The sequence below is a fragment of the Paraflavitalea devenefica genome, assembly GCF_011759375.1.
Lineage (GTDB): Bacteria > Bacteroidota > Bacteroidia > Chitinophagales > Chitinophagaceae > Paraflavitalea > Paraflavitalea devenefica.
The window spans coordinates 270,226-295,655 of record NZ_JAARML010000003.1 but is presented as its reverse complement, the minus strand read 5'-3'; the positions used below and the strand labels follow the sequence as shown (position 1 = coordinate 295,655).

Here is a 25,430-nt window from a genome sequence, read left to right as displayed (position 1 = left end):
TATTCAATACCGCGTTAAAAGATTTTTTCTGTTACGTGTGACTGTTTCTCGATGTACTGCCAGCTAAAATAGTTTTTGGCATTGTGGAAACAGATGTCCTGTATGACTTTACCTACCCAGGGAATATCATTGGGCAGCTCTCCATTTTCTATTTCATCACCAAACAGGCTGCACAAGATACGACGGAAATATTCATGACGCGGATATGAAAGAAAACTTCTTGAATCGGTGAGCATGCCTACAAATCTGCTTAACAAACCCATATTTGATAAAGCATTTATTTGTTTGGTCATGCCATCTTTCTGATCGAGGAACCACCAGCCCGAACCCCATTGTATTTTACCGGCAGAAGAGCCATCATTGAAGTTACCGATCATGGTAGCCATGAGCTCATTATCAGCAGGATTGAGGTTGTACAGGATGGTCTTGGTGAGCTTGTCATCACTGTCCAGGCGGTTGAGGAATTTCGCCAATGCCCTGGCCTGGGAAAAGTCACCCATGGAATCCCAACCGGTATCAGGACCCAGTTGCCGCAGCATGCGGCTGTTGTTATTGCGCAGGGCGCCGAGGTGGTATTGCTGTACCCAGCCACGCTCCCAGTCCCATTCGGCAAAGGTGATGAGCATGGCTGATTTGAATTTTTTACGCTCGGTGAGGTCGAGGTCTTTGCCACTGCGTATTTTATCGAAGATGGCTTTGATCTCGGCTTCGGTATAGTCTTCTGCATAGATCTCTTCAAGGCCGTGGTCAGACACGCTGCAGCCGTGCGCAGCAAAGAAGTCGTGCCGCTTTTTGAGGGCGGTGAGGTAATCGCTGAACGTGCCGATGGAGGTATTGGCCGCTTTCTCTACCCGGTTTACATAGTTATTGAAGCCGGCAGTATTGTCAACGTTCATGGCTGCATCCGGACGGAAGGCAGGCAGGATGGGAATTTCAAAACGATCGGCCTGCAGTTGTGCATGGAACTCCAGCGTATCTACCGGATCATCGGTGGTACATACAAGCCGTACATCCATTTTACGCAGCAGGTTGCGCACACTGTACTCGGGTGTTTGCAGCTTTGCGGTACACTCATCATATATTTCCTTCGCTGTAGCAGGACTTAATATTTTGTGCACGTCAAAGTAGCGTTGCAGCTCAAGGTGTGTCCAGTGGTATAAGGGATTGCGCAACGTATAGGGAACAGTTTCCCCCCATTTTTCAAATTTCTCCCAGTCACTGGCATTGCCGGTACAGTAGCGTTCATCAGCGCCATTGGTACGCATAGCGCGCCATTTGTAATGATCACCGTATAACCAGATCTGGGTAAGGTTTTCAAACTGCTTGTCTTCTGCTATCTGCTGCTGTGGCAGGTGGCAGTGATAGTCAATGATGGGCATGTGCTTAGCATACTCATGATACAGCTTTTGCGCTGTTTTGGTATGCAGGAGAAACTGTTCGTCTAAGAAATTCTTCATACTGTATGTTTAGCTGCGAGCACTGTGTTGAAACTCAACGGTGCAATGCTCAATTCTCAATGTTCAATTATAAAGACACGCCACGCTTCCAGGGGATGAAATCATCCTGGCCATGCCGCACTGCATGGACGATGGTTTCTCCACTGGCCACTTTGATGATGTAATCCAGGATGCGTTCGCCACACTGTTCTATTGTTTCCTCACCTTCTATGATGGTGCCTGCATTCAGGTCTATGATGTCCTGCATTTTATTGTACAGGGTGGTATTGGTGGCAATTTTTACCACGGGCGCAATGGGATTGCCGGTAGGCGTACCCAGACCAGTGGTAAAGAGCACAACTGTAGCACCGGAGGCCACTTCTGCCGTGGTAGACTCCACATCATTACCGGGTGTGCAAAGCAGGTTAAGACCAGGTTTGGTCACTTTCTCCGGATAGTCGAGCACATCCGCCACCGGAGAGGTGCCTCCTTTTTTAGCGGCGCCGGCCGATTTGATAGCGTCGGTGATAAGGCCATCCTTGATGTTACCGGGCGAAGGGTTCATATCGAAACCTGAGCCAACAGCCTGGGCACGGGCATTGTAGGAACGCATGAGGTCAATGAACTTTTTGGCGCTGTCCTGCGTAGTGCAACGGTCACTCATCTCCTGCTCTACCCCGCAGAGTTCCGGGAATTCAGAGAGGATGACAGAGCCGCCGAGGGCTACCAGCAGATCGGAGGTATAACCAACGGCGGGGTTGGCAGATATACCGGAGAAGCCATCAGAACCACCGCATTCCAGGCCAATGCATATTTTGCTGAGCGGCGCCGGCTGGCGGGCGAATTTATCGGCTTCCACAAGGCCGGCAAATGTTTGTTTGACAGCTTGTGTAAGAAGATCTGTTTCCCTGCCTACTTTCTGTTGTTCCATGATGTAGAGTGGCTTGCTGAAGTTGGGCGATCTTTTGGCGATCTCCTCCTGCAACATGGCTACCTGTGCATTCTGGCAACCAAGGCTGAGCACGGTAGCACCGGCCACATTGGGATGTGTGATGTAACCGGCCAGCAGTCCACAAAGCGCCTGCGCATCCTGCCGGATACCTCCGCAGCCACCTTCATGGGACAGGAATTTGATCCCATCCACATTTTTGAACAAATGCCGCCCTGCCTGTACGTCGCCAGACGCAGGCTCTTTGAATTCCACCGTGTCAATATTAATCCCTTTCTGCCAGGCGGCTATCAGTTGTTTTGTCAAATCATTATACTTTTTTGGCCGTGCATAGCCCAGCTCTTCCAACAATGCTTCCTTCATGACTTCCACATTGCGGTTCTCGCAGAATACGAGGGGCACTACGAGCCAGTAGTTGCCAGTACCCACGCTGCCATCAGCACGGTGGTAGCCCATGAATGTTTTCTGCTTCCAGCGGCTTACGTCCGGTACATGCCAGCCCGTTCTGCGTGTGTCGGATAGCTTGTATTCTTCGGCCGCGTGCCTGAGGTTGGTGGTAGAAATACGGGCTCCTACAGGAATGTCTTCTTTGGCTTTCCCGATGAGCACACCATACATGGTGACGGCACCGCCCATGGGGAGGGATTCTGTGGTGAATTTGTGCTTGGCCGGAATGTCTTCCACCAGGGTATACTGACTGCCATTAAATGGAATGGTTTGTCCTTTGGCGAGGTCTTGTAACGCTACCAGCACATTGTCTTTCGGGTGCACTTTGAGTACTATCTGCTTCATGTCTTACTTTTTTGTTGTTAGCCTCTCCGTAGGAGTCCTTCGGACCGGCTAACAAATAGACGTCGTCCCGTTTCAGACGGGACGACTGAGGAATATCCTTTCTTTTAGAACAACTGACCTTTCTATATGGTTCGTATCAGGCTGTTACGCCGTCTGTTTGCAGGCTTTTCATAGCGGCTGCGGCGCCTTTCCTGATGAGGCTGTCCAGCTTGTTGGTAACAGCCTCTGTAAAGCCCGGCAGTTTGGCCAGGTTGGCGCCCCAAAATTCCGTATCACTCAACACTTTCTGTACCAATGCAGGCGCTTCGGTGTTTTCCCATTTTGCCGCATAATAAGCTGCATGGTCATCATTGATGAGGTATTTTTTTTCATTGTACTCACCATAGTATTTACCATCTTCTGCCAGGGTGGATTTCATGAATAAGAGGTGCCCTGCAAAGCCGAGCGCCATGTATTCCGGAATGCTGCCTGCCCGCTGATAGTGTTTGAGCAATAAGGGCACATTCCGCATTTTCATTTTAGAAGAATATTGTACCGTAATGCTCAGCCACAGGTGCTCAATGTAGGGATTCCGGTAGCGGTCCAGCACTTTGTAAGCAAAGTCCTTCGCCATGGCTACGGATATGCTTTCGCTGGTTACAGCCGGCACCATTTCCTGTACCATGAGGGTGCCGATATAAGCGGTGAAGGTGGCATCATCCATGGCCTCTTTCACCGTACCAAAACCTGCCAGATGAGCCAGCCCGCAGCTAAAGGTATGAGAACCGTTGAGTAAACGCAATTTTAACTCCCGGAAAATGTTGATGTCAGGGGCTATCACCACCCCCGGATCGGCCTTGCTGAAAGAGAGGATGTCCGTTACGCGGTCATTGTCTGATTCGATAGCCCACAGGCGGTAAACTTCTGACATGATCATGAGCTCATCGCGGTAACCATTGTCCTGTTCCATTTGCTGGTGCCGTACGGCCGGCAGCTTACCGGGCACGATGCGGTCTACCAGGGAGTTGCAGAAGTGATTGTGCGTCTCCAGCCAGTCGAGGAAGGCTGTTTCCAGCCCGTTCTGGTGCGCCAGCTCCAATACGATGGCTTCCAGTTTTTTACCATTGTCCGGGATCAACTCCGTGGGGATGATGACCATCCCTTTGGTGCTATCGCCCTGGAACACCTTGAACCGCTGGTACAGAAAGGCCAGCAGCTTGCCGGGGAATGATTCGGGCGGAGAAGCATGCACATTGTCTTTTATGAGTGTGATACCTACTTCGGTAGTATTGGAAATGATGATCTGCATGTCGGGATTGGCCGCAGTCTTGAGTATTTCATCCCATTCACTTTTGGCTGCCAGTACCCGGCTGATGGAGGCATTGAGTATTTTTTCTTCTACCTTTTTACCATTCTCAATACCCTGCACACATTGGGTATACAGACTATCCTGGTCGGCAAAAGCATCGGCCCCACCGCTGGCAGTAGATTTGACCACAACGATACGGCCATTGAATAAGCCCTGTTTGTTGGCTTTGTCAATAAAGTAGTCGGGCAATCCCCGCAGCAATACGCCGGTACCAAATTGCAATACTTTTTCAGGCAACTCAAAATACCCTGCAGCGGGCAGGTTGATGCCCGGCGCTTTAATGTCAGCAAGTGTTTTTTTTGACAGGTTCATTGTTCTTTGTTTCGTGAATCGGCAGTCGGCAATCGGTAATGGCTTACTGTTTACCTACTACGTTTTCTTGTTTATTGCTACACGTTTATTTATAGTTTCCAGCGGTCGCCAAATACCCAGGCGGCGCTGATGGTTGCTGGTTTTATCTCCTCCGGCAGGTTGTTGGCATACCAGGCGAAATCGTTTCCGCCCTGCCGGTGGCAGTTGTAATAGTAGATCCGCTCACCCCATTGAATGTTGTTGCTGGTGGCCACCCGGTAGATGGGCTTGTCGGCCATGTTCTGAGCAAAGGAGCAACCAATGAGGAAGAATTGCGCATCGCGGTGATAACGGCCCAGTTTAAAGCCATCATATCCTTCAAAGAAGCAATTTTTCAACACGGTTTTGGAGTCCTGTATGCGGGAACCATCATGCCAGATAGCTGCATCGCCTGTATGCGCTTTGAAACGGCAGTTCTCGGCATAGGCCCAGCCACGGGGACAATAGAAGTCAACACCCCCTTCCATAATACAGTCCTTAAAGTAGAATAAGCCATGCTCTACGTTCCAGGGGCTCATGGTATCACCTCCCCAGGCTTTGAAATGGCAGCCAATGGCCTGGAAGCGCGTGGCATTCATGGTGCGGACAGCCATCTGGTGACTGCCCTTGCCTATTTTCTTTTGCCGGTTGATGGTATCGAGCGGACAATTAATAGTGGTATCCTGTTTCCAGTCGAACCCATAGGTATTGGCAACGGTGAGGTTTTTGAGAGTGATGTCATCCCCATCTATGTTGAGGGTAGCTACACCCCAGTCGTCATTGTGGATACAACGCCAGGCATCGCGGGCGATGGAAGCGTTGATGATGGTAGCGTCCATACCCTCGCCTTCGAGGATGAGGTTGTGCTTTTCGATGTAGATCTTTTCGTTGTAAACACCTTTGCGGATGTAGATGGTGCGGGGCTCAGCCGCCTGGGCCGGCAGGCTGCTGATGGCAGCCTGGATGGTTTTGAAATGACCTTTACCATCCTGCGAAACGATGATACGCTTTAATGATTGGGCATAAGCGAATGATGAAACAAACAGCAGCAGTAAGGCACAGCCGATACACAATAGTGCGGAATGTATTATACGCGCTATAGCATGGCGGCCCTCTCTTCCTGTACTGTATGTTGCTTTCCTGTTGTTCATCTGCACGACCAGCCTCACATATGGCTTACTTTTTATTTGTTTTTCCAATGAGCCATTTCACCAGGTCGGTGGCGGCTTTATAGTTTTCAAAATCTGCCGGTAGTTTCCTGCCATCTACATATTCATTGTAGAACCAGGGATCGCCCACGGCAAAAACAGTACCCTTGCCATATTTACTCACTGCCATTACAATGTTCTTTCCTGCTGCGTCTTTAAACACGGCGGTGGCCGGTGATTGTAGTTGCAGGCTACTGTATTCCTTAATGTAAATTTTCTTTGATGTTTTGAATATGGCATCCTGTGCCGTCGGATAAAAAGCGCCTTGCTCATATTGATTGCCCTGTACACGGTTCAGGCTGTTTTCATTGAAATGGATACCAAATGCTTCGCCGAGGTGATTCCAGTGTTCAAATTCCGCATTGCCCGAATCATTGCCCATGAGGAAAAGCACACCGCCGGCTTTCACCCAATCGCTGATGGCTTTTACATCCTGCGGCTGTATGAAATGGGGATCGGGTGTTTCTTTTTTGGTATCGGGATCAACGATGATGTAGATGGATGCCCCTTTGAGGTTTTGCGCAGTGGGCGCTGTTTCCAGTGAAGCGGTTCTCATGCCCTGAATGCGGAAGATATCACCCAGCATGGCAAAGCCGCCATAGGTTTTATCATCCCAGGTATAGTGGTGACGCACCTGTTCGCCGGTGGCATCTTTTTTCCATTCATTGTTGAACCAGTTGTCGAGGAGTACGGTTTTTCCATTGCCCAATGGCAGGGTTGGCAGCATTTCTACTTCCACAGCACATTTGATGAAGGCACCCACTCCTTTGGGATCATTGACGATGACCGGCTCACTCATGTAGTAAGCAAAGCTGCCATCACGATAAGGATTGCCGCCAAGGCCGGATACTTTCACCGTCCCTTTGAGGTTGGTTTGTCCATTGGCATCTGTTTCTATAAATGTTTTAAGGATGCCTGCATATCCTTTCTGTACAGCCGGCAGGTAGGTAGCGGGCAGGTAACCATGGCGCATGCCTTTTGCCAGGGTATATACGATCATGGCAGAAGCGGAGGCTTCCAGGTAGTTGCCTTTTTCATTGGGCATGTCTACAATGTCATACCAGGCGCCGGATTTCGGGTCCTGTACTTTCACCACCGCCTTTGCATAGCGGTTAAGAATAGCAATGATGGAATCACGACCGGGATGCCTGGCAGGAAAGTGGTCCAGGGCATCTACCATGGCCATGCCATACCAGCCGAGCGCACGGCCCCAGAAGTGGGGAGACAGGCCGGTGGTCTTGTTGGCCCATTTCTGCTGGCGGGTTTCATCCCACCCGTGGTATAAGAGGCCGGTCTTGCTGTCGCGCGCATGGCGCTCCATTAATACAAACTGGCGGGTGATGTCATGGAAGGCTGTATCCTCATGAAATATTTTAGCATATTCCGCATAGTAAGGCTGTCCCATGTATAAGCCATCGAGCCACATCTGGAAGGGATAAACGTTTTTGTGCCAGAAGCCTCCTTCGGAGGTGCGGGGATGATGGCGCAACTGGCTGCGCAGGAGATCAGCGGCTTTTTTGTATTTCTCTTTGCCGGTTACCCGGTACAGCAGCAGGATGAGTTTTCCATTGTTGATGTGATCAATGTTGTATTCATCAGGGCGGTAACCTTTGATGGTACCATCTTCCTGTACAAAGAAGTCCATGCTCCGCTGAATGTAATCAAAGTAGCGTACGTTGGCAGCAGCATTCCAGATGCCTTCAATGCCTTTGAGTATTACCCCCTGGTCATAGCTCCAGCGGGCGGGACGATCGGGCGTGAGGGCAAAAGAATCACTCCATATTTTCATAGCTGTAGTTGCCATTTCCTGCGACCATTTTTTGGTGACAGGAACGGTAGATAGCTTTACGCTGGTTTGAGCAGCGGCAGTACCGGCAAAGCCGACTGCTGTTATAATGGTTAGTGATAATGCGATAGTAAGACGTTGTTTCATATTTCGTGAATCGTCGCTCGTGAATAGATTTGTTATTTCAAGGTGACGCTTTTTTCGGAAGCGCCAAATTCATATTGGATTTTCTGTTTGGCTTTGGAAGCATCGGTATTGGTGATGGCAATTTTACCGGAACGGTCGCCGCCAATACGGAATAAGAGATCCGATCCTTCCCTGTAGGTGATCTTATTGAACGACAGGTTATCGCTGTTGAGCACATCTACCACCGGATTACTGTCATGGGTAATAAGCTGGATATTGTTGAAAGTGATGCCGGTAGCTTCACTGCAATCAATGCCTTTCCTGGCCTGCAGCACCATGTTCTCCAGTTTAATGTTCTTAATATGCATTTCGGGCAGGCCGCGGATGAAGATGCCTTTTTCTGCACCATTGCATACTACATTGTTCACATAGATGTCCTTGAACACGGGCGTTGCTGCTGTTACGGGCAGGAATTCCACTTTGGGCGCTTCGCGCTTTTCACCGGTCAGGGGAACAGGGTCTTTCGCCATGTAATACATGTCGAACAGGATAGCTTCACCAGGAATGTCTTTCATATAGATGTCCCTGATAAATATGTTCTCCACCACCCCACCACGGCCACGGGTGGTTTTGAAACGGAGGCCGATATCAGTGCCTATAAAGGTACAATTACTGACAAAAATGTTGCGTGCGCCGCCGCTCATTTCACTGCCTACCACAAAGCCGCCATGGGCATGGTATACGATACAGTTGCGGATGATAACGTTTTCTGTAGGCATACCTCTCTGACGGCCAGCCTCATCACGGCCGCTTTTCATGCACAGGGCATCATCGCCTACATCGAAGGTGGAGTTTTCTATGAGTACGTTCTTACAGCTCTCCACATCAATGCCATCGCCATTCTGGGCATACCAGGGGTTTTTAACTGTGATGTTGCGAACGGTAAGGTCTTCACTCATAAGCGGGTGCAGGCACCAGGCCGGAGAGTTTTGCACGATGATACCTTCCAGCAGTATTTTTTTGCATTGGGTAAGTACCAGCAGGTTGGGACGCAGGAAGTCTTTGACAGAATCATAGAAAGCCGGTGATTTCCCGGGCTCTATGACACCCGGATTTTTAAGCTGCGACCCTTTGAGGGCTTTGGCGGTAGGGTACCAGGTACGTCCGTCGGTACTGATGCCGCCGGAAGCCAGGAGTTTTTTCCATTGGCTCTCTGTCAGCTTGTCTTTTTTTACCATCCGCCAGGCATCTCCATTTCCATCTATAATACCGGCGCCGGTGATGGCAATGTTCTGCTGCCCGGAGGCCGATATAGGCGATTGGTTGCGCATTTGCGGCAAGCCTTCCCAGTTCCCTTCCACGAGCGGATACTGGCTAAAATCGTCTGTAAACTGCAATACGGCCCCTTTCTGAAGGTGCAGGTTGACATTACTTTTCAGTACGATGGGACCTGTATTCCATAAACCGGCCGGGACCAGTACTACACCACCGCCCTTTTTATTGCAGGCATCAATGGCCTTGTTGATGGAAACGGTATTCAGGGTAAGGCCATCGGCTTTACCCCCATATTTGATTATGTTGAATGTGTCTTTCCGGAAGACCGGCGCTGCTATTTTAGGCAGGGTCTGCGTGCTGCCTTGCAGGGCAACTGCTATAAGCAGGGCTGGCAGCAACAGGTGCCGGGTAGTCTTTTTCATGTTAAGCAAATCAATCGCACTTGTTGTATTCATCAATAATTTAATTTGAGCAGGGACAGAAATAGCCCGGATGCCCTTTCCGGGCCCGGGTTCCGGCAACAATTGTAAACAGATATTCATTATTAACGAACTCATTCCCATTGTTTTTTTACGCAAACGTTGCCGAAAGCGTTTTAGGAAGAAGTATCGGGAATCCGGTATCCAATATTCAGCCTGTTAATGGTGTAAGTGGCTGATTAGTTTTGGGTTCCGTATTCCAGGTTTCCGGGTCCTGCCCGTCCGGGCGATTGATTAAATTTTCAAAATTATGGCCTGGTGCAAGGCGCTTTAGCAGAAGCAATAGCCGATCAATAACCTGAATATTCCTGACCCAGGAGGTAGGATTCTTTTTATGCCGGTTGCCCGTGAAGAGCTGTGCAAGATTTAAAAACCGGCCGGCGGCCCGGTGGAAACCGGGGCCGGCCGTTGTTGGTTGTTCCAAGGTTTCTACTATTAAACCAAGATCGATTTTCTCATGTGGTTGTGATCTATTGCTGATAACCCTGGTTCTGTTTGAATTCGTCTTTGTTGATGATGGCATCTATTTGTGATTGCGGTATGGGCCGCAGGACATGGAAATCTTTGATATTGGCACCAGCCTGCGGATTGTGTTTGGCAACACGCTCCACGAGCTTACCAGTACGCTTCAGGTCGAACCAGCGCCATTGCTCTCCTGCCAGTTCCCGCGCCCGCTCATCCAACAAAAAGTCGATGGTAACATCTGCCGCTGTGATGTTCAGCGTCGTAGGCGGCAGACTGGCAATGACTGCCCGGCGGCGAACGGTGTTGATGAGGTTAGCGGCCTCCTCATTGTCATTAAGCATATGTTTTGCCTCTGCGGCAATCAGGATGATATCGGCCAAACGAAAGATGACGGCATCGCGGGCGCTCTGCTGTTCGCCCACGCTGGGACGGGTAGGATCGAGGAACTTTTTGAGCGATATGAAGTTGGAGTTATTCTTAGGTGTACCATTGGGGTTGTAGACGTTGGTAGTATCGAATATCTCGTATTTGCGGGTATCCCGGAACTCACTGGTCACTTGGGCCCCCTTCTTTATCCAGTGCGACGTATCACCGGGATTAATGGTGAAGCTCTGTTTGACGCCTGTGGTTAAGGTACGTTCATAGGTAGTGGCCGTGGTTTTGTTGCTGAACCAGGTATCCTGGAAACTGCCGGCATAGCGGCTGTCTTTTGTTTCATCATAGAGGTTTAAAAGAAACCGCGTAGGCATGTACCGGCTGAAAGGACGGCCATGCGCGATGTCCCTGGCCATACCCGGACGCACATCATATTTTTGCAGGAACATGAGGTGGCCATTGTTGGCGCCACGGGGATGGCCGCCGGGATATACGATGGCGCCAGCCGCTCCCTGAAAGTCATTTAATGCAAGATTGGTGGAGTAATTGACGGCCCAGATAATCTCTTTGTTAACCTGGTTGTTCATGTTCCACAAAGCCGCATAGCTGGACTGCAACTGCAGGCCATAGAGCGTCATTACCCGGTTGGCATAGTAATAGCTGCTGTCGTAGTTTTTGGTGTACAGGAATATTTTGGACAGAAAAGCTTCTGCCGCAGGTTTGGTAACACGGCCATTATCGGTAGTGGTATTCGGCAATACGGCGGCTGCCCGGCGCAGATCGGTAATGATCTGGTTATAGAAAGTATCCACCGGTTTGCGGTTGGCTGTGTTGGCAAACCCTTTTGTCTCTTCGAGTGTGAAATGAACACCACCCCAGGTTTCCACGATGGTATAGTAATACCAGGCACGCAACATGCGCAGTTCTCCTTCCCGGATGTTTTTGAGGTTATCGGAAAGGCCGGATTGCTGCACGCGGTTGATGAGCGCATTGCACAGGTTAATGACTGAATAAAGCCGCTGCCAGTTGGCCTGTATGATGGTATTGGTGGGATTGAGCCCCCCGGTGAATTGTGTAAGTTCTGTATTGCCATCGTCCACACCACTCATCCACAGATCGCTGGAAGCTTCGTAGAGATGAAAACCTGCTTCCTTGCCCCAGAGGTGGCGGTTATAGCTATAAGCAGCGCTTACGCCGGCCTCAAAGCCGGCAGGGGTATTGAATACCGCGTCGGCCGTGAGACCACCGGGATTGTATTCTTCCAGTTTCTTTTTACAGGCAGTAGCCAGCATCAAAATGGCTGCTATGGCTGAGAGATATATTGCAATTCGTTTCATGATTACTATTTTTATTTGGTGTTTCAGGGTGAGCCGCCCCGGAAGGGCGACCCACCCTTACTATCAAAAGTCTACATTGATACCGGCTACTACTAATTTGGTGAGCGGATCATTTAAGGAACCGCCACGCTCTGCGTCATAATCATCAATTTTTGAGAAGGTGAAGAGGTTTTTACCGGTTATATAGAACCTCATACCTGCTACGCCGTATTTGTTCAGGAACGGTTTGGGCAGGTTGTACCCAAGGGTAATGTTCCTGATCTTGACAAATGACCCATCTACATACTGCAGTGTAGAAGAATAGAGTAAGGCGGAAAATGAGCTGCTGGTGCGTGGGTGGGGGAAGTCATTGGAAGGGTTTTCCGGCGTCCAGTAGTTAACTACCGCTCCATTTTCCCGGCCGGGCAGGTGTATACGCCCGTTATAGGCATATTCAATGGTTTGACCCATACGGGCAAAAACAAATACGTTGAGATCAAAAGCTTTGTACCGGAAGTCTATATTGAGGCCGGCATTCCATTTGGGTACGAGCTGGCCCACCACCATACGGTCTTTGAGGGGACTGATAACGGTGTCTTTTTTACCGCGGTCTTCCACGCGAATGTCGCCTGGCAGTTGTGTGTATAGTTTAGCCATGGCCGAATCGGCCATTTGCCAGATACCTATTTTATTATAATCATACGACACTTTGGTAGGATGACCTATGAACCATTTATTGAGCGGGTCATCAATACCTCCTGCGAGTGCCGTGATTTTTTCTTTGGCGGTATAGAAGCTGATGCCGGCATTGAGGCTGATGTCGGACTTGCGGATGATCGCGGCATTGAGGTTGATATCAATACCGGTGGTTTGTGTACTGCCCACATTGTCGAAGGTAGCTGACACACCGGAAGTGGGCGGCAGCTTACGAATGGTGAGCAGGTCATCGGTTTTGGTTTGATAGAGGTCAATGCTACCATTGAGGCGGTTGCCGAATAAACCGAAATCCAGGCCAAAGTTGAGGGCCTTGGTTTTCTCCCACCGGAGGTTAGGATTACCAATGGTATCACTGAAGGCAAAGCCCAGTGCAGAATTGTCGCCAAAAGAATTGGGAATACGCACCAGGGCAGATTGTGTACGATAGGCTGTAATGGCATCACTGCCGGTGACGCCATAGCTCACGCGTAATTTCAGGTCGCTGAGGTAGCTGACGTTCTGCAGGAAGGATTCATCACTGAGGCGCCAGGCAATGGCAGCAGCAGGAAATACATCCCATTTGTTGCCGCTACCCAGTTTGGAAGAACCATCCGTACGCACGCTTACAGAAGCGAGGTATTTTCCTTTGAAGGAATAATTCACCCGCCCTGCATACGAGACCAGGTTTTCTCTGGTATAGCCGCTGGTGATGGAAAGGTTCTCGGTTGAGTTTTGCAGGGCATAGAATAGTTGGGAAGGCAGTATTTGTTTGGTGCCCTGCGCCTGTACAAATTCATTGTTGATCTCCCAGAAGGTGGTGATACCGGTGAGCGTAATATTATGGTCGCCTATCTCTTTGTTATAGTTGAGTATGTTTTCCCAGTTGATATTGCGTCCGCGGCTGGCTACTCCCATTCCCAGGGTACGTTGCCCCCGTTGCAACATGGAGTTGAGATCAAAGAAAGCCCCCTGGCGGGAGTCAGTGAAGACAAGCCCAAGGTTGCTCCTGAGGGAAAGCCCTTTAAAAGGTGTCAGTTCGAGGTAGGTAGCTGCAAGGGTACGGGTAACAAGGGTATTGTTGGTAGCCATGCCCGGTTGCTCATCCACCAGCGGGTTCCACCGCGCCTGGTCATTCAGCGGCGACAGGATGATTTTGCCCGCACTATCATAAGGCAGTGACCAGGGAGCTACCTTACTGGCCTCATCGATTGGATTGGTGCGTACGTCAATGTCATAGTAGGTGAGCTGCATCTGCATTCCTGCTTTGGCAATTTTACCAAGGGTCTGGTCTACATTCATGCGGCCGGTATAGCGTTTCAGTTCATCCCCTTTCAGGAGGCCTTTTTCATTATAGTAGTTAAGTGAGAGATAGATTTTTGTTTTGTCGCTGCCGGCGGATACACCTACATGATGTTCCTGCTGGCTACCCTTGTTCAGAAGCAGATCGAAGTAATCGGTATCCACACCATTGGCAATGTTCTTCAATTCTTCTGCACTGAATAAGAGGCCATCATTGGCCTCACTGCTCCAGGAACCATTGGGATTAATACCGGCCTGGGGTATCCTGCGGTTGGCTTCCCTTCTCCATGCCTGGTATTCCTTAGTGTTCATGACACGCGGGTATTCGGATATAGAAGATATTCCATAGTAAGAGTTAACGCTGATGGCAGGCTTACCGCTGCTGCCTTTTTTGGTGGTGATGAGGATAACCCCATTGGCGCCACGGGAACCATAGATGGCGGTAGAAGACGCATCTTTTAGTACATCGAGCGACTGGATATCATTGGGATTGATGTCCTGGAAGGAGTTGTATTGTATACCATCAACGATGACGAGCGGGCTATTACTGGCTATGAGTGAGCGGTTGCCCCGGATAACGATGTTGACACCGGAAGAAGCAGAACCACTGGAGCGGGTGATATCGGCGCCAGGCAGTTTACCCTGCAGGCTTTCCAGCACGTTGCCGGAAGGGACTTTTTTGATCTCGTCGCTTTTAACAGATACAACGGACCCTGTAAGGTCACGCTTTCTCACTTGTCCATAACCGATGATGACGATATTTTCCAGGCTTTTGGCCGCAGAAACCAATTTAATGTTGATCTCGGTCCTGGTACCTACTTTCACTTCCTGGGTTTCATACCCCACATAAGAAAAGATGAGTATGTCGTTATCCTCCGCATTGAGGGTGAAGATGCCCAGCTCGTTGGTAGTGGTGCCTCTTTCCTTTCCCTTGATCTTAACGGACACCCCAGCGAGCGGAACATCATTATCATAAGTGATTTTGCCGGTAACAGGTCTCTCCTGACTGATGAGCAGGTGTTCTTTGATAACGATGAGGTTGTTTTCCATGAGTTGGTAGACAAGCCCTGTTTTCGCCAGTAGTTGATCGAGGGTTTGGCGAATGCTGGCATCCTGCACATCGAGGCTGACCCTTTGCCGGATGCTCCGGAGCTGGTCGTTGTACAGGAAACGGTAGTGGGTGTTTTTTTCAATGTTGCTCAGAATGCCAGCTATTTCGGTCTTCTTGAACCGGAAACTGAGCTTTTCCTGTCCGAATCCCGTAGCTGACACGTTGAGCGTGAATACAATAAGCAAAAAGATAGTCAATTTCATAACAAGCAGTGCTTTGGAAAGCAGGGGGCTCTGTGGCCCCGTTAGAAAACATTTCATATTTTAGCGATGATATGGGTTAACAATTCTTCCCGCCTACCGGCGGGAAATACACCAATTTTTAACCTGTAACCGAACGGGGAATGCTGCAACATTCTCCGTTCTCTTTTTCGGCAGTCGGCAATCGTGAATCGGCAATGGGTTGCTGATTGTTGAAGTACCTGACTATTTGTTAGTCATCTGCGGGTCTTACTATTTTTATCATTCTGTTGATTTAGGTGATCGTATATAGATGTCATTTCCTTTGATCTCATACTGGAAAGAGACGGCGGCGGTAAGGGCTTTGAAGGCCTGCTCCACCGTTTCATTCTCCAATGAGCCATTGAAGACGAGGTCAGGCGCCTGCTGATCTTCAAAATGAATGGTGATGTTGTACCAACGCTCCAGTTTTTTTGCCAACTGGTCAAAACGATCGCCCCGGAATTCAAGACGGTTGTAGATCCAGGCCGTTTCCAGCCGTTCATTTTCCCGGAGGTTGCTATCTATGCTGATGATAGCAGTCGCTTTATCCGATGTGGTTTCCTGCTCTTTTTTTACGGCCGCTGTTTCCTCCACCTGACTGGCTACTACTTTGAGCAATACAATTTTCTGGTTGGGGTGCAGGTAGATGGGTTCTCCTTTTTTCGCACCGGTGCGGGTAATTTGCACCGATCCCCTGATAAGGGTGGTTTCAATGGTAGGCTCTTCTGCATAGGATTTTACATTGAATGCCGTTCCCAGTACCCTGATGTTGATGTCGCCGGCATGCACGATGAAAGGCTTCTGTGGCATTTTCACGATGTCGAAATAGGCTTCCCCCTGCAGTATCACTTCACGGGTATTGCCCCTGAAGCCGGGATCATAGACGATGCTGGAACCTGCATTGAGCCATACAGTAGAGCCATCCGGCAGGATGGTGCGTGTTTTACTTCCTTTTTTAGCAATGATCTCATTGCTTTCCCCCTGTTCTTTTTGACTGAAGAATGACCAGGCCCATACCCCCATTGATATACAGGCTATCGCAGCCGCCCAGCGGATGATTGTCAGGACGCGGGCTTTTTTGAACGCGGGTGCGGGAACAACCTCCTGTTCCTGTTGTTCCTGCTGCGCCGCTTCCCTGGCAGAACGTTGCAGGATATGGCTGATCCTGGTGGCCACTTCCTCCGTATTTACAGCAGTATCGGGTTTCCACAAACGCTGTAACAGCTCGTACTGCTGCATCAGGGAAGGTTGCTCCTGCAAAGCCTTGTCAAGCGCTTCTTTTTCCCCGGGTGTGGCTTCCCCGCTGAGGTTGCGGGAAAGCAGGAACCATATTTGTTCAGGTTTTTCCATGCTGTATGGTCATTTACTACAGGAAGGACAGGCGTTTTGAAAAAGACCATTAAGCCTGAACCGGGATTTTTGGGGATTTTTTGGATGGGGAGGATTGAAGGGCACAAGATGCCAGCGAACTTTTCAGCGCCTTCATCTTGCGCCAGTAGGCATAAATACGGGAAAAGAGTCAATAGCGACTGTATATCAATCATTTACAATAACTAACCCTGGTTGTACGCGAAAGCTGGTTTACAGCCTGTAATTCCGCACACGTATCCGCTAAAACTTGCACTGGAGTGCTCTCAGATAGCACGTTTTCATTAGGGAATCAGTGCAAGTCGGAGCCCATTCGCAGAGCAGACGGACCGGATAATAAGTAGGTAGCCACCAGCGCCCAAAACCCTTTAAACCTTGTGTGAACCTTGTGCCATCCTGGTAGGTTAAAGCGCACTTGGCACATACCTGGTACAAGGATGGCAGGAGGATTGAGTTAGGATCAGACCCGGACTCCCGGGAAATTAAGGGGTCGCATTTTTACCCCTGTTTTGTCGTTTTCGCCCATCCGTGGTATAAATGCGCCGTCGTATGTTTGCATTATCAAACAATAAACAAACAACTCACTCTTTAAAAAGTAAGACATGGAAACAACAACAAAAACAAAGGTTACTGTATCTGCCACGGTTAATGCACCTGTAGCCAAGGTATGGCAATACTGGAATGAGCCCCAACATATCATGAACTGGGCTTTCGCTTCTCCTGACTGGCATGCTCCTGCCGCCACGAATGATCTGCGGGTAGGTGGTACGTTCTCTACTACTATGGCCGCCAAAGATGGCAGCTTCAGTTTTGATTTCGGCGGCGTGTATGATCAGGTTATTGAACATAAACTGATTGAATATACGCTCGGTGATGGCAGGCAGGTAAAGATCACTTTCGAAGGCAATGGCAATGAAACAAAGGTGACAGAAACCTTTGATCCAGAAGATATGCACCCCGTAGATTTTCAACAAGCCGGCTGGCAGGCGATCCTGGACAATTTTAAGAAGTATACAGAGGAAGCGTAGTACCTGATTCCGATAGAGCGTTCTTTTGGAGCTACAATGCACAGTACTCAATAGCCATGATTTACAAGTTACTGTGGTAGAGAATAGCGGTAGTTATGACTGCCGCTATTTTTGTTTTTATTATTACTGGCCCAGTTCCTTTTTAATTAAAGCGATCTGCTCTTCAAAATCTCCTTCTTCCATCGGCTCTTCCTCATCTGCCAGGTCCATGTATTGGTTGTGGACTTTTTTGGAGGCTTCATTGGCCTCGGTCAGCAACTGAAGGGCTGTATGCAGGTCTTTGGCAACCCCCATGCCCTGGAAGTAGAAGGAAGCAAGATCACTTTTAGCGACTATATGCCCCAGCCCGCTGGCTTTTTCGGTAAGCAGGAATCCGTGGCCGGGATCGGGTGTAATACCACCAATACCTGTCATGTAGATGTGGCCTTCCTTCCAGTAAGCCCAGGCAGTATTGATGTTGTTCTGCTGCATGGTATGCAGGGTATCCAGCGCCAGGTGTACTTTGTCGGGGTATTCGTCTATGATGAAATCGGCCAGTTCTTTCAGGTCGGCAGTTTCGCCTTCCTCAATAGCCCGGGTACGCCATTTTATGACTTCGTCCCGCTCACTGGTATTGAAATAGTAATGATTGGCCAGTTCATGACAAGCCCTTGCATCGCCCTTTTCTGCCAGGTCTTTGAATAGCTGCTGACTCTCTTTGTCCATTTCTTCAGAACCACGCTCGTCATAAACAGCCAGCGATAGTTCAAGGGCTATCCAGTAGAGGCTGCCCGGGCACTGGGCATACTGCTCTATGAAGGAGCGGTATCGCTTTATTTCTTCCCCCTCCCGCATTTTGGAGGTGATTTTAAAGAGGTCTTTTTTATTGAGCAGCTCACATATAGAAAAGTTGTGCAATGCAATACCTCTCTCATCAATGAGATAGATACGGGTATTGATAGTGAGAGGATCAGCCTCCAACCGGTACAGGTACTGCTGGTCCATATTGGCAGCGATCGGGATAAACTGCCTGCCCATTACTTCCTTGCGGTGTTGTTGCGTTTTGTCAAATGTCCACACGTCCACACCGTCATCTATTGAAATCTTGTCGCCATTGAGGATCGCCGTAATTATTTCAGTCATTTTTGCCTGATCTATCATAAACCATTGTCTAAAAGTTAAATATAAGCAGCCTCCCTGTAAAAACAAGCTGCAAATTATAAGCAGTGAGCTATGAACGGTGAGCTGTACGCTTTTTAAGCCACCAGCCCCTGAAAGCAAAGGTGTTGGGGTGATCTAAACTGGACAATTGTATTGATGATAAAGATAATTAAGCTGACATAGATTCAAAACATTGCTCCTATCTTTCAGGCTACGATTATTATTCCATATGAATATATATACCACGCTGACCATTTTATTGTTAACAAGTATACGGTTTCCGGCCCAAGCCAGGCAGCAACCGGTAAGCGATGCCTGTAGCATTGTACCGGCCCCCAGGGCGGCGCATATCGTCCGCATTACCGGCGATACCATAGTGGTGGCTCATGGCAGCACGTATTTATTTACGCCCGATACACCGGAAGACCAGGGCCTGGTAAGCACCAACCCGGGTGTAAAAGGACTGTTACAAGAGATAAAACCTAAAACCGGCCAGGGCCTGCAATATGCAGTGCTGAGCAAGGAAGGCGTTGAGAAAAAGGAGGGCGCCCTTATTACCGGCGATCAACTGGTGGTTCATTCAAAGGATGGCAAGCATACAAGAAGCTATTATGTTCTGCTGCAAACAATGGCCCTGAATGGCCGGCTTGTAGTGGAACAGCCCGGCATTACCCTTCATACGCCCACTAACCTGGTGTTCTATTATACAGCCGGACAGCGAAGCCCCAATGCCAGCATACGCATATATATTCCTGCCGGGATTACCGTAACGATGGAGAATACGACCGTGAATGTTATTGGCCGCGGTGATGTATTGCTGAAGTACCTGGCCACACAATCTATCGGCCGCGTGGGCACAAACTATTCTTATTCCAAAGTGGGAGAGGTAAAGATCACGAAAACTGCCCAGGGAGGTGCTGTTGTTGCATTTGATCACCTGGACCTGCGCCCGGCCAATGGCGCCGACCTGCGATTGGTGATCAGGGATGTTGTGTTGTCAAAGGCAGGGGCCTATTTTTTTAAAGCGGATTATACGACTTCCAGTCCGGCTGTACTCACGAGCGCCGGCACAGCCTCAGAGACAGCCACCCTCACCGCCAGCGCTACGATCACCAATTTTACCAGGGTAACTGGTAAGGAGGGGCAGTTTACCTGGCAGGCGGGAAAGTATCCTGCATCGGTCCAACTGCTGCAATCGGCTGACAAAGGAAAGAGCTGGAAGGCAGCGAAGGCCACTATTGATGCCCGTAAGGGTAAGGCTGTGGTTACCGGCCTGACAGCTAACCAGCTTTATAGTTTCCGCATACAGGTAAAGGATGGTATCCATAAAGGATTTTCCAATACGGTGCATTATTATGCCGGCCCGGTGGATGTGAAAAAGTTTGGTGTGGCCGGCGAGGATAACAAGGATTACACCGAAGGGATTAATAAGGCGATTGATTCCCTGCATGCACTTGGTGGCGGTATACTGTTGTTTACCAAAGGCGTTTATTCCGTACGTACGGTACATTTAAAGAGTAATGTATGGCTGTATGTAGACAAAGACGCTACCCTGAAAGCAATTAAAGGAGCCGATGCGCCGGAAAGCACGTGGTTCAGTGACCGGAAGTACCGCTCCGGCCTCTCTCCCACCGATACCGGTCCTTATGATGACCCGGAAAATTATATGACGAAGCAGGATGTGGGCCACCATTATTTCCGGAATACGATGTTTTTTGCAGAGCGGGAGGATAATATTAAGATTATTGGCAACGGACGTATTACCGGTGATGGCAACCTGGTAACGGGCGACCGCGTGATGAATAATGCACCGGATAACCGGGCCGATAAGATGTTTGTGTTTAAGTTATGTACGAATGTTGAGATCGGCGGATTGTACCGTAAGGAAGACCTGTGGTATGATGAAGAGAAAGATGAACCTTATTATATGAAGGGCGGCGCCAAAGATTTCAATACCGATAATATGCTGCAGATTGACCAGGCCGGGCATTTTGTGTTACTGGCTACGGGGACAGACCATATATATGTACATGATACTTATTTCTCCAGGGCCAATCAAAGGAACGTGCGGGATATTTATGATTTTATGGCCTGCAATGATGTAACCGCCGTTAATATTTATTCCAAAGTAAGTTCGGACGATATTATTAAGCCCGGTTCAGACTGCTCACTGGGATTCACCCGCCCGGCCAGCCGTTATAAAGTGCGCAATATTATTGGTGATACCAATTGCAACCTGTTCCAGATAGGCTCAGAAACAGCAGATGATATTACAGATCTCCATGTTGACAATATTTATGTGTTGGGCGCCAATAAAGCAGGGTTCTCTATTTCCACGAATGATGGCGGACATATTAAAGATGTACACCTGAACTGCGGCCATACCGGTCCTGTCCACTCCCGGTCCAAAATGTACCGGAGTACCACGCCTTTCTTTATTTCGATCTCTAACCGCGGACGTATTTTAGGCGCTACAGTTGGCAAGTATGCTTTCACTGACCATGGTGAAAAGCACAATGAGCTGCTGGTAAAGAATGTGAATATCGGGCGGGTAGAAAATATTATCCTGAACGGGATTGATATTTACGAGGTATACAGTGGCAGTTCTTTCAGTGGCAAGCGGTGGAAGGCCTATGATGGCAGCCAGAAGAAGGCAACACCTATTATTGCCGGCTATAAGTTGCCCGACGCTTCCGTGATGGAAAGCAAGCTGGATTTCAAATTGCCCAACGGCCAGCATACCGGTTATATTACTAATGTTGTATTTAATGATGTGCATGTATTGGTGAAGGGTGGCAATCCTTTGTCTGATACCGGACAGGCGCCGCCTGAGCTGGGTGTAGGTCAATATAATGTTTCGAACCTGAAGGTGCAGCCATCCTTTGGGCTGTGGGCGCGCCATGTAAAGGACCTGACCGTAACCGGATGTACTTTTAAGTATGAGCAACCGGACGGTCGCTATGCCATTTACCTGGATGATGTATTGGGAGCGAAGATCAATGCTGTAAAAACGATGCGCGGAAAGGATAATGAAGCGGTGATCAGGCTAAATGAGTCAAAGGACGTGGTGGTAGATGATGCCGTGTATTATGACGGTACCTGGGGCAATACACCGGTGGCGCTTCCCCGCATTCATTATACTTCGGGTAGCAGCGTAGCCAGCTTCCCGGATAAGAGCAGGCAATAGTATAGTATCAACAGAGACTCCGCACCAGCTCCCTTGCCTCTCTGGCGGGCAGCCTTTTCTGCATGACGGATATTCCTGTCTATGTTTAACGCAGTGCATATTTTTTTGATGGCAATGGCCATTTGCACATCCACGGTATTGATAGAGATGTTGAGTATCTCTGCGACCTCCCGGTGTTTAAGCCCGTCTTCCCGTACAAGCTTGAAAATGATCTTACAACGCGGTGGCAGGCTGTCTACCGCCTGTTGCATTTTCATCATTATTTCTGCTGTTACCAGTTGCGTGTAAGGATCTGTAGCCATCTGGCCGGCTTCTATATCAAGGTCATCAAAAGGGGCCTGGATGAGCGCTTTCGCTTTTTGGGCAACCGCATTGAGGGCCTGGTTTTTGGTAGCCACATATAAGTAAACGGTAAGATTGTCCACTTCGTTTATACGGGCGCGATTAGTCCACAGTTTTACAAATACATCTTCCACTATTTCTTCGGCAATTTCCGGTGAGCGGGTGATGACGCGTGCGAAGTGCAGCAGGCGTTTACTGAAGAGTTTGTACAATTCCGTAAGGGCAGGTTCATGACCTTTACAGATAGCATCCTGTATGGGGCGCAAGCAGTTGGACATAGGTTTACAATCGTCGCGACAAGTGTAGGCAGATTAGCCGGAATAGTGAATAAGAGACAGGATTTTATTTACGCAAACGTTGCCGGAGCATTTTAGCTAAGGGTTATCCTGTATGTTATAATTTAATACACCCTTCGACAGAGTTTATTCCGCTCTGCGGAACTCAGGGTGCCAGTTTATCCACACGGAACCAGTCGAAATCGGCAAAGCCGGCATCATTTATCCGGGTGATGCGGGTGCAGAACAGGCCTGTTTTAGCACCGATCCAGCGGCCAACCTCGGCCTGGAAGTCAGTTTCTATATCGGTAAAGGTGCTACCATCTGCACTATAACCAAAGCGGCATTTGGCGCCGGGGCGCACCTGCACCCGGAAATAGATGGTAGCCGTGGAGTCACCCACTTTGGAAATGATCTTTTCTGTTTCTGCATTTCCTTTGTAAGCGTCTTTACAAGTAGCATACACCAGCCAGATACCATCCTTTTTACTTTTAAGCGCCAGGTTAGCATAGCTCAATCCCATGACGATGATACCGGCTTTTTCATTTTCCAGTTTGGGATTGGGCGTAAAGGAAAGTTTGGTGGTAGTAACAAATTCTTCGGCCGGCCATTTCTGCAATAAGATGTTGGGCACGTCCCAAAGGTTTTTAGCCGAGTCCGGGAACAGGCCGGAATACAGGCGCAGCGCCCCTTTAGCCGTATTCATGAATGACCAGGTAGCCAGCGGATTGGCCTGCCATTGCCATTGCAGTCCAAGGGTGCGGCCATTGAATTCATCGCTTTCAGCCGGTGTGGCAATAGGATAGGTTTTACCTACGTTCGGCTTTTTGTATACCAATACCGGTTCGCCTTTACCATCACCGTCTTTATCTGTACCAATGACCGGCCAGTTGTTGTTCCATTTCATGGGTTGCAGATGCACTACCCTGCCATAGGCTTCTTTGTCCTGGAAATGCAGGAACCAGTCTTCCCCACCGGGTGTTTGCACCCACGCTCCCTGGTGCGGACCATTGATGGGCGTAGTACCCTGGTCCATGACGACCTTCCTTTCATAAGGGCCATAGATATTCTTAGCACGCAGTACCAGTTGCCAGCCTGTGGCTACACCACCGGCAGGAGCAAAAATGTAATAGTAGCCATTGCGCTTGTAGAGCTTGGGGCCTTCTATAGTCGCATCCGATTCATGTCCATCATATACCAACGCGCCTTCACTGGTAACTTTCGTACCAGTAGCATCCAGCTCTTTTATTACGATAAGGCTTTTGATGGAAGCACGGCTGCCGGCATAGGCATGCGCCAGGTATACTTTACCATCATCATCCCAAAGCGGGCAAGGATCTATTAAGCCTTTTCCGCCTTCTACCAGGATAGGATCTGTCCAGGGGCCTTTGATGTTTTTAGCTTTGGTAACATAGATCCCAAAATCAGGATCGGGATAGTAGATGTAAAATTCTCCTTTATAGTACCGGATAGCAGGCGCCCACACACCATTGCCATGCTGTGTTTTGGAAAAGTGATCAAACGGGGGCTGACGTTTCAATGCGTGCCCGATGATGGTCCAGTTTACCAGGTCTTTGGAGTGCAGGATGGGCAAACCGGGAATGCCGTCAAAGCTGGAAGCCACCAGGTAATAGTCTTCCCCCACCCGTACAGCATCAGGATCGGAATAATCGGCATTGAGGACAGGGTTTTTGTAGGTGCCGTTGCCATTGTCGGCTACCCAGACTTTTGAGACGGATGTATTGGTTTGAGCAAGACCTGTATTGGTCATTCCAAGCAAACAAGTAATAATAGAAGTAGCAGACAATAAACGCATCATGTTTTTAATTTGACAGGCAATTAATTCATTTCTACCATGGCCTTTATCACTCCATTGGCGGGATCGAGCCAGCCGGCGAACTGATCTTTGGTCTGGTCAAAGGTTACTTTATGGGTAATAAAGGTGAGCGGATCAATCTGACCGTTCTTTATACAGCGGATGACATGCTCAAAGTCGGTACGGGTAGCATTGCGGCTGCTCATAAGGGTAGCTTCCCGCTTGTGAAACTCCGGATGAGGGAAGCTGATGTCGCCCTTTTGCAGGCCCACCAATACATACCTGGCCCCATGCGCCATGTATTGAAAAGCATTGTTGATGGCTTTTAAGCTGCCTGTAGCATCTATGACAACCGTAGGCATATCGCCGTTGGTAATGTGTTTTAACTGCGCCATCACGTCCTCTGTGGCGGCATTGATGGTATGCTGTACGTTGAGTTTATCCTTACAAAAATCAAGGCGGTTCTGATTAACGTCCAGTGCAATGACTTTAGCTCCTGCAATGCCGGCCAATGCTATGATGCCAAGCCCGATAGGCCCTGCTCCCACTACCAGCACAAACTCGTCTTTTTCCACCCCGGCCCTGCGCAGGCCATGCGCACCAATAGCCAGGGGCTCTACCAATGCGAGCGCATCATAGGATAACCCTTCTCCATGTAATAAAGTATGGGCAGGAACAGCCAGGTATTCCACCATGCCTCCATCCACATGCACGCCACACACTTTGATGTTGGTACAACAGTTGGGCTTGCCATTGCGACAGGCAATACAGGCGCCACAATTAAAGTAAGGGATAAAAGAAACTGTTTCGCCGGGCTGAAAGCCTTCGGCTCCACCGGTCTCTACTAATTCACCTGACAGCTCATGACCAAGGATACGTGGATAAGTAAAGAAAGGCTGTGTGCCTTCAAATGCGTGCAGGTCGGTACCACAGATGCCGATACGGCGGATACGGATGAGTGCATGTCCCTTTTCAGGTACTGGCTTCTGCAGGTCCTTATACTCAAACTGACCGGGAGATGTACATACTAATGACTTCATGATGGTACAATATTATTAACTT

General features: G+C 49.2%; 15 protein-coding genes. 2 read left to right on the top strand and 13 right to left on the bottom strand.

The window, feature by feature from the left end; all coding sequences use genetic code 11:
* Positions 1 to 14: 14 nt before the first annotated feature.
* The 9 genes from uxaC to HB364_RS19550 all read right to left on the bottom strand — a co-directional run bounded on the left by uxaC (position 15) and on the right by HB364_RS19550 (position 16,562).
* A complete protein-coding gene (uxaC, locus tag HB364_RS19590) occupies positions 15 to 1,457 on the bottom strand; it encodes a glucuronate isomerase (protein WP_167290006.1) in 1,443 nt (480 codons plus the stop codon).
* Between the two features lie 67 nt (positions 1,458 to 1,524).
* Positions 1,525 to 3,177 (bottom strand): UxaA family hydrolase, encoded by a 1,653-nt coding sequence (locus HB364_RS19585; protein WP_167290004.1) that lies wholly within the window; start codon positions 3,175 to 3,177, stop codon positions 1,525 to 1,527.
* A 136-nt stretch (positions 3,178 to 3,313) separates the two neighbouring features.
* Positions 3,314 to 4,837, bottom strand: a complete 1,524-nt coding sequence (locus HB364_RS19580) for a tagaturonate reductase (protein WP_167290002.1) — start codon at positions 4,835 to 4,837, stop codon at positions 3,314 to 3,316.
* Between the two features lie 89 nt (positions 4,838 to 4,926).
* A complete protein-coding gene (locus tag HB364_RS19575) occupies positions 4,927 to 6,024 on the bottom strand; it encodes a pectinesterase family protein (RefSeq protein WP_167290000.1) in 1,098 nt (365 codons plus the stop codon).
* A gap of 7 nt (positions 6,025 to 6,031) precedes the next feature.
* The gene (locus tag HB364_RS19570) at positions 6,032 to 7,996 is read right to left on the bottom strand and encodes a glycoside hydrolase family 88/105 protein (RefSeq protein WP_167289999.1); all 1,965 of its coding nucleotides are present in this window, start codon (positions 7,994 to 7,996) and stop codon (positions 6,032 to 6,034) included.
* A 32-nt stretch (positions 7,997 to 8,028) separates the two neighbouring features.
* The gene (locus HB364_RS19565; protein WP_167289998.1) at positions 8,029 to 9,672 is read right to left on the bottom strand and encodes a glycoside hydrolase family 28 protein; all 1,644 of its coding nucleotides are present in this window, start codon (positions 9,670 to 9,672) and stop codon (positions 8,029 to 8,031) included.
* 527 nt (positions 9,673 to 10,199) lie between these two features.
* Positions 10,200 to 11,906, bottom strand: coding sequence for a RagB/SusD family nutrient uptake outer membrane protein (locus tag HB364_RS19560; protein ID WP_167289997.1), 1,707 nt, complete (start codon positions 11,904 to 11,906; stop codon positions 10,200 to 10,202).
* A gap of 63 nt (positions 11,907 to 11,969) precedes the next feature.
* The gene (locus tag HB364_RS19555; RefSeq protein ID WP_246228552.1) at positions 11,970 to 15,194 is read right to left on the bottom strand and encodes a TonB-dependent receptor; all 3,225 of its coding nucleotides are present in this window, start codon (positions 15,192 to 15,194) and stop codon (positions 11,970 to 11,972) included.
* A 258-nt stretch (positions 15,195 to 15,452) separates the two neighbouring features.
* Entirely contained in the window at positions 15,453 to 16,562 is a 1,110-nt protein-coding gene (locus HB364_RS19550) for a FecR family protein (protein WP_167289995.1), read from the bottom strand.
* A 620-nt stretch (positions 16,563 to 17,182) separates the two neighbouring features.
* Between HB364_RS19550 and HB364_RS19545 the strand changes: the two genes are divergently transcribed.
* A complete protein-coding gene (locus HB364_RS19545) occupies positions 17,183 to 17,608 on the top strand; it encodes an SRPBCC family protein (RefSeq protein WP_167289994.1) in 426 nt (141 codons plus the stop codon).
* A 123-nt stretch (positions 17,609 to 17,731) separates the two neighbouring features.
* Here HB364_RS19545 and HB364_RS19540 read toward each other — a convergent pair whose 3' ends face one another.
* Positions 17,732 to 18,730, bottom strand: a complete 999-nt coding sequence (locus tag HB364_RS19540) for a tetratricopeptide repeat protein (protein ID WP_167289993.1) — start codon at positions 18,728 to 18,730, stop codon at positions 17,732 to 17,734.
* Positions 18,731 to 18,977: 247 nt separating this feature from the next.
* Between HB364_RS19540 and HB364_RS19535 the strand changes: the two genes are divergently transcribed.
* A complete protein-coding gene (locus tag HB364_RS19535; protein ID WP_167289991.1) occupies positions 18,978 to 21,935 on the top strand; it encodes an endopygalactorunase in 2,958 nt (985 codons plus the stop codon).
* Here the strand turns inward: HB364_RS19535 and HB364_RS19530 are convergent.
* From HB364_RS19530 to HB364_RS19520, 3 genes are all read right to left on the bottom strand, one after another.
* On the bottom strand, positions 21,884 to 22,555 hold the full coding sequence (locus HB364_RS19530; RefSeq protein WP_167289989.1) for an RNA polymerase sigma-70 factor: 672 nt from the start codon (positions 22,553 to 22,555) through the stop codon (positions 21,884 to 21,886). The two genes, HB364_RS19535 and HB364_RS19530, sit on opposite strands and share 52 nt — an antisense overlap.
* Before the next feature lie 163 nt (positions 22,556 to 22,718).
* Positions 22,719 to 24,371, bottom strand: a complete 1,653-nt coding sequence (locus HB364_RS19525) for a glycoside hydrolase family 43 protein (protein WP_167289987.1) — start codon at positions 24,369 to 24,371, stop codon at positions 22,719 to 22,721.
* Between the two features lie 20 nt (positions 24,372 to 24,391).
* Positions 24,392 to 25,408 carry a zinc-binding alcohol dehydrogenase family protein gene (locus HB364_RS19520; protein WP_167289985.1) on the bottom strand — a complete coding sequence of 339 codons (1,017 nt, stop codon included), beginning with the start codon at positions 25,406 to 25,408 and terminating at the stop codon, positions 24,392 to 24,394.
* Between the last annotated feature and the right edge of the window lie 22 nt (positions 25,409 to 25,430).